Consider the following 8,650-nt stretch of genomic DNA (forward strand, 5'->3'; position numbering starts at 1 on the left):
TCGCGTAGTGGAGACGGGAGAAACGGGAAGGCTCACGCCGCCATACGGTTGGCCCGGCGCCAGGCCTGGGGCGCCACCCCGGCCGAGCGGCGGAACAGACGGCACAGGTGCGACTGGTCGGCGAAGCCGCACTGGTAGGCGATCTGGCTCAGCGGCTCGCGGGTCGACAGCATCAGGTCCTTGGCCGCCTCAAGACGGCGGCGGGTGATGTAGGCGTGCGGCGTCTCGCCGAACGTCGCCTTGAAGGCGCGGCCGAAATAGCTGGCGCTCAGCGCCACCAGCTCGCCGAGGACGGCCGTCGTCAGCGTGCCGTCCAGGTTCTCATCGATGTGCCTGCGCAGCTTGCGGGCCTGCCAGGGGGCCAGGCCTCCCTGCACCGGCGCCGCCGGCCGGGAGCCGACGCCGACGACGATGGCCGAGGCCCGGGCGACCAGGGCGCGGGCGGTCTCCGCGCCGGGCTCCAGCGAGCGCTCCAGGGCCTGCAGCACCTCGCGCAGGTCGGCGAAGCTGCGGGCCTCGCCGGCCAACTCGTGGTCGGCCAGCAGGCCGGTGACAGGAACGGCGGCGGCGGTGTCGACGGCGAGGAAGGACATGGTTTCGATCCCTGGCTGGAGCGCCCCCCACGGGCCCTCTCGTTTTCGGGGATCATTGTTCTTCGCCGGACGCCCGCGCCGCCATCGCACCTGCGCTTATCGTCGCGCTCCCTGGGTGTGGCGGGGTCATACCCGGGTATGAGAGCGGTATCGCAAAGGGGTGGCCCGCGCGCTTCCCGGGAAGCACGCGGGCCCCTTGGTCCTTACGCCTTGGCCAGCGAGGCGCTGTCGATCACGAAGCGGTACTTCACGTCGCTCTTCTGCATGCGCTCGTAGGCGGTCTCGATCTCCTGGATGTCGATCTTCTCGATCTCGGAGACGATGCCGTGCTGCGCGCAGAAATCGAGCATCTCCTGGGTCTCGGCGATGCCGCCGATCAGCGAGCCGGCGATCGACCGGCGCTTGAAGATCAGGGCGGCGACGTCGGGGCTCGGGTGGGCGTGCTCGGGCACGCCGACCAGGCACAGGGTCCCGTCGCGCTTCAAGAGGGCGGTGAAGGCGTCCAGGCTGTGGCTGGCAGAGACGGTGTTGAGGATGAAGTCGAAGGTGTTGGCGTGGGCGGCCATCTCACCTTCGTTGCGCGACACCACGACCTCGTCGGCGCCCAGGTCCAGGGCGTCCTGGCGCTTGGCTTCCGAGGTGGTGAAGGCCACCACGTGGGCGCCCAGGGCGTGGGCCAGCTTGACGCCCATGTGGCCAAGGCCGCCGATGCCGACGACGCCGACCTTCTTGCCCGGGCCGACGTTCCAGTGGCGCAGCGGCGACCAGGTGGTGATGCCGGCGCACAGCAGCGGAGCCACGGCGGCCAGTTGCTCCTCGGGGTGGCTGATCTTCAGCACGAAGTCGTCCTTGACGACGATCGCTTGCGAGTAGCCGCCCAGGGTGTGGCCGGGGGCGTCGCTGGTGGGGCCATTGTAGGTGCCCACGAAGCCGTTCTCGCAGAACTGCTCCAGGCCCTCGTCGCACGAGTGGCAGTGCTTGCAGCTGTCGACCATGCAGCCGACGCCGACGACGTCGCCTTCCTTGAAGCGGCTGACCTGGCCGCCCACGGCCGAGACGCGGCCGACGATCTCGTGGCCCGGCACGCAGGGGAACAGGGTGCCGGCCCATTCCGAGCGCACGGTGTGCAGGTCGGAGTGGCAGACGCCGCAATAGGCGATCTCGATCTGGACGTCGTGCGGGCCGACGTCGCGGCGCGTGATGTCCATGGCTTCCAGCGGCTTGTCGGCGGCGAAGGCGCCATAGGCTTTGATGGCCATGTGCAGGATATTCCGATTGGCTTTCTGGGGAGGTGGAGACCCGGGGAGGAATCTCGCGAAGCCAAATTAGCGCGCGCGCGACAGTAAAATTAGCCGCCCATATCTTTACGGGCTGATGAGCATATTTCAGCAATCTACCCCTTGCGAGTCAGCTGCGCGCGGCAATCTGAGCACGAAGGTCGCCCCCTCGCCCGGCCGGCTTTCGACGACGATCTCGCCGCCGTGGGCCTGGGCGATCGTCCGGCAGATCGACAGCCCCATGCCCATGCCGCCGGCCTTGGTGGTGTAGAAGGCGTTGAACAGCTGGGCGGCGCGCTCGGGCGGCACGCCGGGCCCGGTGTCGGCGACCGACAGCGTCACGCCCTCGCCATCGGCCTGGGCGCGCACCACCAGCACCCGCTCCTGCGACTGCGCCATGGCCTGGACGGCGTTGACCATCAGGTTGACCAGCACCTGCTGCAACTGGACCCGGTCGCCGTCCACCTGCGGCAGGTGAGCCGGAACCTGAACGCGCAGGGCGACGTCGTGGGTGGTCAATTCGCGCCGCACCAGCAGCACCGAGTCCTCGACCAGGGCGGCCAGCGAAAGCCGCGCCGTTTCGGGCTCGCCCTTCACGGCCATGGTGCGGATGCGGCCGATGACGCCCGAGGCCCGGTTGGCCTCGCCGATCATCCGGTCGAAGGCGCGGGTCACCTCTTCCAGATCGGGCGTCTGCCGCCTCAGCCAGCGCAGCCCCGCCTCGCCGTTGGTGACGATGGCCGACAGCGGCTGGTTGACCTCGTGGGCGATCGAGGCGGTCAGCTCGCCCAGGGTCGAGATCCGCGCCGCGTGCGCCAGCTCGGCCTGCACCCGGGCCAGGTCCTCCTGGGCGCGCAGGCGGTCGGTGATGTCGATGACGCCGACCAGGGTCGCGCCCTGCGGCAGGTATTCGCGCGGATAGCAGCAGGTGAACAGGCCGTCGAACTCGCGGCCGTCATAGGTGCGGAAACGCGCCTCGCTTTCGTAGTGCGGCTTCTTCTCCAGGGCGGCGATCACGCTGGCGGCGAAGACATGCTCGCTGCACGGCGGCCAGAAGCGGTCGACCGGCCCCAGCAGTTGCTCGCGCGTGGCCTCGAACAGCTGCAGCGACTTGTCGTTGACGTCGACGACCTGGCTGGCCTCCATCATCTGGCGCACGAAGCGCGGGTTCTCGGCGATGTGGGCCCGCAGGCTGGTCACGCCCTGGGCGCGCAGGGCCCCGAACATCCCGGCCAGGGCCGAGAAATCCAGCTCCCAGAACGACACGCTCATGGCGTGGAAGACGTTGCGGAAGCGGTATTCGCTGCGGCGCAGGGCCTCCTCGGCCTTGCGGGCCTCGGTGACGTCGCGCCCGGTCTCCAGCACCTGGAGCGGCGCACCCGATGCGTCGCGGCGCAGCGACCAGCGCAAGGCGATCACCGCCTCGCGGCCGTCGGCCACCCGTCGCCGGACCTCGCCCTCCCAGCGTCCATCGGCCAGCAGCCTGGCCTTGATCTCGTCGATCGGGGCGGGAAACACCGTGCCCAGCAGCTCCGGGGCCAAGGCCCCCTGCGCCGCCGCCCGGCCGTGGCCGTAGAGGTCCTCGCAGCCCTGGTTCCAGAACAGGATCCGCCCCTCCAGGTCGCGCACCAGGATCGGCTCGTGAGCCGCGTCCAGAAGGCCCGCCAGGGTATTGGCCGATACGTCCAAGACATCGCCCGTACGGTCGTGCATCGAGCTCACCGAAGGATGCGCTCCCCCATTGTTGACGCCGCGCCGGCGGCGGGTCCAGCTAATCGTCCATGTCCAGTCCGACAGTGCACATCGTCGACGATGACGGCCCCCTGCGGGAGGCCCTCGACAGCCTGTTCCGATCCGTCGGGCTGGAGACGCGCCTGTTCGGCAACGCCCAGGACTTCTTCCGCTCCGGACATGCGCACGACGCCGGCTGCCTTGTCTTGGACGTTCGACTCCCGGGCGTCAGCGGCCTTGATTTCCAGGCCCAGCTGAACGCCGCCGACATCCGCATGCCGGTGGTGCTGATGACCGGCCACGGCGACATCCCCATGACCGTGCGCGGCATGAAGGCCGGCGCCGTCGACTTCCTCGCAAAGCCCTTCCGCGACCAGGACATGCTCGACGCGGTGATGGCCGCCATCGACCGCGACCATGCCCAGCGGACCGAGCGCTCGGGTCTCGACGCGCTGCGCCGCCGCTACGAGACCCTCACGGCGCGCGAGCGGCAGGTCATGGGCCTGGTCGCCGAGGGGCTGATGAACAAGCAGATCGCCTTCGAGATCGGCCTGTCGGAAATCACCGTGAAGATCCATCGCGGCGCGGCCATGCGGAAGATGGAGGCCCGCTCGGTGGTCGAGTTCGTGCGCATGGCTGAACAGCTGGGCGCCAAGAGCGCATCCGCGACCTGACGCCACACACCCGAGTATAGTTCCGCCCGCTCCCTGCTTGCGGCAGATAGAAGGCTCGTCGCCGTCGCTCGCCTGGACGCGTCGACGCGACCTGGAAGGACCCGTTGGTGTCGCAAGCCCCGTTGATCGCCGTCGTGGACGACGACGAAGCCGTCCGGACCTCGCTGGAGGCCCTGATCCGCTCGCTCGGCCACCGCGTCGCCACCTTCGATTCCGCCGCCGCCTTCCTGGCCTCCGAGGTCTCCGACGGCGCCGACTGCCTGATCAGCGACGTGCAGATGCCGGGCCTGTCCGGCTTCGACATCCAGCAGGCCCTGGGCGAGCGCGGCGTGCCCACCCCGGTGATCCTGATCACCGCCTTCGACGACGACCGCGCCCGCGCCCGCGGCCTCGACCTCGGCGCCACCTGCTTTTTGAAGAAGCCCTTCAGCGGCGACAGCATCATCGGCTGCCTGGAAACCGCCCTGGGCGCACGCACGACGCCGCCGACCGCCTGACACACCGCGCCAAACCGCTCTGATCGTCTGAATTTTCAGGGGAGAAGAAGAATGGCGCGCCCGGAACGATTCGAACGTCCGACCCTCAGATTCGTAGTCTGATGCTCTATCCAGCTGAGCTACGGGCGCGCATTTCTTGGCAAGTAGGACTGGCGCACCCGACACGATTCGAACGTGTGACCTTTGCCTTCGGAGGGCAACGCTCTATCCAGCTGAGCTACGGGTGCATCCGCCTTGCGGAAGCGCGGTCTTAGCTGAAAGCCGCGCTCGCGCAAAGGGTTTTGGTCAGCCTTTCGCCAGATAGACGAAGCGGATGACGAACAGCGCCGCCAGGACGACGAGCAGCCAGTCGCCCTTGCGCAGCTTGCCGGTCACGGCCTTCAGCACGGCGTAGCTGGTGATGCCGAACGCCAGACCGTTGGCGATCGAGAAGGTCAGCGGGATGGTGATCACCGTCAGGAAGGCCGGGATGGCCACCGTCGGGTCGGCCCAGTCCACTTCCGCCAGCGAACCGATCATCAGCGCGCCCACCAAGACGAGTGCCGGAGCCGTGGCGGCGGCCGGGATGGCCTGCACCAGCGGCGCGAAGAACAGAGTGATCAGGAAGAGGATCCCGACCACCACGGCCGTCAGGCCCGTACGGCCGCCGGCGGTGACGCCCGAGGCGCTCTCGATGTAGCTGCACACGGTGCTGGTGCCGGCCGCCGCGCCGATCATGGTGGCGGCGGAGTCGGCGGTCAGGATGCGGTTGAGGCGCGGGATCGTGCCGTCGGGTTCGACGAGGCCCGCCTTCTTGGTGACGGCCACCAGGGTGCCGACATTGTCGAACAAATCAACGAACAGGAAGACGAAGATGATCTCGAGCAGGGCGATGCCCATGCCGCCTTGCAGGTGCAGGGCCGCGCCGACGTCCATCTTGAACATGGTCGCCGACAGGTCCGCGAGGCTGTAGGCGCCCGGCGTGAACTTCGACAGGCCAAGCAGCCAACCGGCCACGGCCGCGAGAAGGATGCCGATCAGGATCGCGCCCTTCACCCGCCAGGCCTGGAGGGCGGCGATAAGGACGAGACCGATCAGGGCCAGGGCGGCCGACGGCGTGGTCAGGTCGCCCAGAGCCACGGCCGTGGCCGGGTTGGCGACGATGACGCCGGCGCTCTTCAGGCCGATGAAGGCGATGAACAGGCCAACGCCCGCGGCGACCGCCGAGAACAGAGGCCGGGGAATGGCCGCCACGATCATCTGCCGGATGCCGGCCACGGTCAGGATCAGGAACGCCACGCCCGAGATGAACACGCAGCCCAGCGCGGTTTCCCACGGCACGCCCATGCCCTTGACCACGGTGTAAGTGAAGTAGGCGTTGAGGCCCATGCCGGGCGCGAGCGCCAGCGGATAGTTGGCGATCAGGCCCATCAGGATCGAGCCGAGGCCGGCGGCCAGGCAGGTGGCGGCGGCCACGGCGGCGATCGGCATGCCGGTCTCGCCGAGGATCGCCGGATTGACCACGACGATATAGGCCATGGTCATGAAGGTGGTGAAGCCGGCCAGCACCTCGGTGCGGACGTTGGTCCCCAGGGCCTGTAGCTTGAAGAGACGTTCGAGCATGGCTTAGCGGGCTCCAACCTTGGGCAGGGCCAGCGCGCGGCGGTCCCAGTTCTTGACGAGATCGCGGGCGACGACGCCCCCGACCATGAATTCGGCTTCGAAGGCGGCCTTGGCCCCGTCGTCGTGCAGCACGCGCGGGAAGGTCGGCTCGCCCAGCGGCGGGCGGGTGTAGTTGCTGGCCGTGCGCAGCACCAGCACCCGGCGCCGGTCGATGCGGCCGCTGTCGGCATGGGCGTCGAGCACGTCGAGGATCCCCTGGTCTTCGCAGTCGCTCATGGTGAAGGTCCCCGCGCCGTCGGTCCAGAGCTTGACCCAGTCGCGGGCCCACTGGGTGCGGTGCGTGCCGTGCCAGAAGCGCACCGCGCCCAGGGCGTCGCCTTGCAGCACGAACGGCGGGCGCAGGGCCTGCGGCTCCTTCACATAGCCGGCGCGCAGCTTCTGAAGGTCGGGGTTGTCGGGCAGGACGACGGCCTTGGTCAGGTCGTAGGCCCAGTCGACCAGGCCGCGGTCCAGCGTCCAGACCATGGCGCTGGAGCCCTCGGCCTTACCCTTCACGTTCGGGCGGTCGGCGTCGTTGGAATAGAGGCCGTAGGGCCAGTCGGCCGGGATCTCGCGGTCGTCGACCTCGTAGATCGGATCGGCGTCGACGACATAGCGGGCCCAGGCGGCGCTGCCGACCGAGGCGGACGCAGGATCGACGCCGGCGATGCCGCTGACGATCCAGTAAGCTTTCGTGAGGTCGAACTGGTTGGACAGGATCAGGGCCGCGACGCTTTCACGGGTGCGGCCGCGCATGTCGCTGACGATGGCCAGCACGCCGTCGTCGGAATAGCGCGCGACGTGGCGGATGCCCGGCACCTTGATCTCGCGCTTGAGCGGCCAGCCCTCGACCCAGGGCTGGAACTCGCCGGCCACGTCGCCGGTGTCGGCGCCGATCTCGAAGGTGGTGACGACCACCACCTTGATCGGGATCGGCTTGTCGGCCGCCAGAGCCGGCGCGGCCGCGCCGAAGAGGGCCGCCAGAGCGACCAATGTTCTGAGAATCCAAGCCCGCATGCCTGCCCCGCTACTTAAAAACGGCGCGAAAATCGTCGGAAGCGGCGGGGGATGCAACAGCTTCGCCATCCGGCCTTCCTGCGTCGCCGCGCGCGGGGCTAGGGTGCGCGCGAATCGACCACGGAAAGCCTCCGCCCATGCGTATCGCCCTGACCGTTCTCGCCTGCGCCGCCTTCGCCGCGCCGATCGCGGCGACCGCCGCCGAGCGCCTGGACGCCGCGCCGCGCACCGCCGTGGTCAGCGCCTTCCCGCCGGAGATGGCGGCGCTGGAGGCGGCGACCTCGGGCAAGCAGGAATTCACGGCCGCCGGGGCGCGCTTCGTCACCGGCACGCTGGAGGGCAAGCCGGTGGTGCTGTTCCTGTCGGGGATCAGCATGGTCAACGCGGCCATGACCACCCAGGCCGCCCTCGACCGCTTCCACGTCACCCGCATCGTCTTCTCGGGCGTGGCCGGCGGCGCGGATCCGGAGCTGGAAGTCGGCGACGTGGTGGCGCCCGAGACCTGGGCCCAGACCTCGGAAATGGCCTATGCCCGCGAGGTTCCCGGCGGCTTTGCGCCGACGCCGGGCTTGGTCAGCGACCTGCCCAATTTCGGCATGATGCATCCGCGCGCCGTGACCGTGACGCAGGACCCGAAGAAGCCGGAGGACCGGCTGTCGTTCGCCGCCGATCCGCAGCTGATCGCCCTGGCCCGCAAGTCGGTGGAGGGCCTGGCCCTGAAGCGCTGCGCGGCCGACCAGTGCCTGACCAAGCCGCCCAAGGTGGTGGTCGGCGGGGCCGGCGGCTCGGGCCCGGTGTTCGTCGACAACGCCGCCTTCCGCGACTACGCCCACAAGACCTTCGGCGCCCGCGTGCTCGACATGGAAAGCGCCGCCGTGGCCCAGGTGGCCTATGTCAACAAGACCCCGTTCATCGCCTTCCGCAGCCTGTCGGACCTGGCCGGCGGCGACCCGGCGACGAACCAGTTCCCGGTGTTCCTGCGCCTGGCGGCGGATAATTCGGCGACCGTGGTGCGGGCGTTCGTGAAGGCGTTGCCCTGAAGCCTTCTCCCCTTGCGGGAGAAGGTGTCGGCGAAGCCGACGGATGAGGGGTCTCTCAGACACAAAACGCCGCTACAGCTGATCGGCTGTAGCGGCGTGTGTGTAGGGTGAACCCCACACCCCACCACCCACCCGGGGGCCACCCACGCCCCCACCGGGGGAGGGGTCAGGGGGTCACCC

The 8,650-nt window shown here is 69.2% G+C and carries 8 protein-coding genes and 2 tRNA genes; 3 read left to right on the top strand and 7 right to left on the bottom strand.

All coding sequences use genetic code 11. From position 1 onward, the window contains the following. Positions 1-32: 32 nt before the first annotated feature. The 3 genes from P7A99_RS21840 to P7A99_RS21850 form a co-directional block, all read right to left on the bottom strand. Positions 33-593, bottom strand: a complete 561-nt coding sequence (locus P7A99_RS21840; RefSeq protein ID WP_277795847.1) for a helix-turn-helix domain-containing protein — start codon at positions 591-593, stop codon at positions 33-35. A 203-nt stretch (positions 594-796) separates the two neighbouring features. Further along, the gene (locus tag P7A99_RS21845) at positions 797-1,852 is read right to left on the bottom strand and encodes an NAD(P)-dependent alcohol dehydrogenase (RefSeq protein WP_277795848.1); all 1,056 of its coding nucleotides are present in this window, start codon (positions 1,850-1,852) and stop codon (positions 797-799) included. Positions 1,853-1,978: 126 nt separating this feature from the next. Beyond that, a complete protein-coding gene (locus tag P7A99_RS21850; protein ID WP_277795849.1) occupies positions 1,979-3,583 on the bottom strand; it encodes a sensor histidine kinase in 1,605 nt (534 codons plus the stop codon). A gap of 68 nt (positions 3,584-3,651) precedes the next feature. Here P7A99_RS21850 and P7A99_RS21855 point away from each other — a divergent pair, with 68 nt between their 5' ends. Next, positions 3,652-4,275, top strand: a complete 624-nt coding sequence (locus tag P7A99_RS21855; protein WP_277795850.1) for a response regulator transcription factor — start codon at positions 3,652-3,654, stop codon at positions 4,273-4,275. A 107-nt stretch (positions 4,276-4,382) separates the two neighbouring features. Continuing rightward, the gene (locus P7A99_RS21860) at positions 4,383-4,772 is read left to right on the top strand and encodes a response regulator transcription factor (protein ID WP_277795855.1); all 390 of its coding nucleotides are present in this window, start codon (positions 4,383-4,385) and stop codon (positions 4,770-4,772) included. A gap of 52 nt (positions 4,773-4,824) precedes the next feature. Here P7A99_RS21860 and P7A99_RS21865 read toward each other — a convergent pair. The 4 genes from P7A99_RS21865 to P7A99_RS21880 form a co-directional block, all read right to left on the bottom strand. Beyond that, positions 4,825-4,901 (bottom strand) — tRNA-Arg (locus tag P7A99_RS21865). Between the two features lie 21 nt (positions 4,902-4,922). Next, positions 4,923-4,999: transfer RNA gene (locus P7A99_RS21870), tRNA-Arg, on the bottom strand. A 58-nt stretch (positions 5,000-5,057) separates the two neighbouring features. Beyond that, entirely contained in the window at positions 5,058-6,374 is a 1,317-nt protein-coding gene (locus P7A99_RS21875; protein ID WP_277795851.1) for an NCS2 family permease, read from the bottom strand. 3 nt (positions 6,375-6,377) lie between these two features. Then, positions 6,378-7,430 carry a purine nucleoside permease gene (locus tag P7A99_RS21880; RefSeq protein WP_277795852.1) on the bottom strand — a complete coding sequence of 351 codons (1,053 nt, stop codon included), beginning with the start codon at positions 7,428-7,430 and terminating at the stop codon, positions 6,378-6,380. 137 nt (positions 7,431-7,567) lie between these two features. Between P7A99_RS21880 and P7A99_RS21885 the strand changes: the two genes are divergently transcribed. Further along, positions 7,568-8,470, top strand: a complete 903-nt coding sequence (locus P7A99_RS21885; protein ID WP_277795853.1) for a 5'-methylthioadenosine/S-adenosylhomocysteine nucleosidase — start codon at positions 7,568-7,570, stop codon at positions 8,468-8,470. The last annotated feature ends 180 nt before the right edge of the window (positions 8,471-8,650 follow it).

Origin of the sequence: Caulobacter endophyticus (assembly GCF_029543245.1) — a bacterium.
Lineage (GTDB): Bacteria > Pseudomonadota > Alphaproteobacteria > Caulobacterales > Caulobacteraceae > Caulobacter > Caulobacter endophyticus_A.